Origin of the sequence: Streptosporangium vulgare, from assembly GCF_042428775.1 — a bacterium.
Lineage (GTDB): Bacteria > Actinomycetota > Actinomycetes > Streptosporangiales > Streptosporangiaceae > Streptosporangium > Streptosporangium vulgare.
In genome coordinates this window covers 1-1,423 of record NZ_JBHMBS010000104.1, presented here as the reverse complement: position 1 = coordinate 1,423, position 1,423 = coordinate 1, and the positions used below count along the sequence as shown (strand labels likewise).

1 protein-coding gene is annotated in these 1,423 nt (G+C 65.7%); it reads left to right on the top strand.

Translation table 11 applies throughout. The features are described 5' to 3' along the window. Positions 1-123 precede the first annotated feature (123 nt). On the top strand, positions 124-1,365 hold the full coding sequence (locus ACFFRH_RS44160) for an IS256 family transposase (protein WP_344747869.1): 1,242 nt from the start codon (positions 124-126) through the stop codon (positions 1,363-1,365). The last annotated feature ends 58 nt before the right edge of the window (positions 1,366-1,423 follow it).

Sequence of the window (1,423 nt, the reverse complement as noted above, 5' to 3'; positions counted from 1 at the left end):
AGGTTGCGTCCACGGAGGTGGTGTACGAGTTTCCCCAGCTAGTGGGCGTGGCGCCGTGAAATGAGGACGGCCATCGCGTGATCCTTCGAGTGCGAAGTAACAAGATCGAAGGAGAAGAAAGCGATGGCCGCAAACAACAGTGTGGACCCCGCGACCTGGCTGGCGGAGCAGATCGAGCACGGGAACCCGGATCTGTTGCGATCCATGGTGAAGACCATGGCCGAGACGTTGATGTCGGCCGAGGCCGACAGCCTGTGCGGCGCCGAGTACGGCACCCGCAGCGACGAGCGCACCAACCGGCGCAACGGCTACCGAAGCCGCGACTGGGACACCCGAGCCGGCACCGTCGAGCTCGCGATCCCGAAACTACGCTCGGGCTCCTACTTCCCCGACTGGCTGCTGGAGCGGCGTCGCCGGGCCGAGCAAGCCCTGATCAGCGTGGTGGCCACCAGCTACCTGCTCGGGGTCTCCACCCGGCGGGTGGACAAGCTGGTCGAACAACTCGGCATCAAACACATCTCCAAAAGCCAGGTCAGCGAGATGGCCAAGGTCCTCGACACCCAGGTGGAGGCCTTCCGCACCCGCGCCCTGGATACCGGGCCGTATGCCTTCGTGTGGCTGGACGCGTTGACGCAGAAGGTCCGTGAGGGCGGGCGGATCATTAACGTGCACGTGCTGGTGGCCACCGCCGTCAACGCCAACGGCAACCGGGAGATCCTCGGCGTGGAGGTCACCTCGGCCGAGGACGGCGCCGGCTGGCTGGCGTTCCTGCGCGGCCTGGTGACTCGAGGGCTGAGCGGGGTGCAACTGGTCATCTCCGATGCCCACACCGGGCTGGTCGGAGCGATCGGTGCGACCCTGCCAGGCGCCTGCTGGCAGCGCTGTCGCACGCACTACCTGCGCAACCTGCTCACCACCGTCCCGAAATCGGCGCAGCCATGGGTGGCGACCCTGGTGCGCACCATCTTCGACCAGCCCACCGCCGAGCAGGTGCGCACCCAGCACGCCTGGGTGATCGAGGCGCTGGAGGCCAAATATCCGGCCGCGTGCGAGCACCTGGACGCCGCCCGAGAGGAACTGCTGGCCTTCGCCGCCTTCCCCCGGGAGATCTGGAAGCAGATCTGGTCGAACAATCCGCAGGAACGGTTGAACAAGGAGATCCGCCGCCGCACCGACGTGGTCGGGATCTTCCCCGACCGCGGCTCGATCGTCCGTCTTGTCGGTGCGGTTTTGGCCGAGCAGACCGACGAGTGGACCGAGGCCCGCCGCTACATGGGACTGGATGTCCTGGCGAAAGCTCGAATGCGGGTCATCGCAGGCGACACACCGCAGCAGAAACCCATTCCACAGACACTTACCGCTTAACCTGCAGAAACAGGATCACGCGGAGATCAACTCATACACCACTTCGCTGGACGTGACC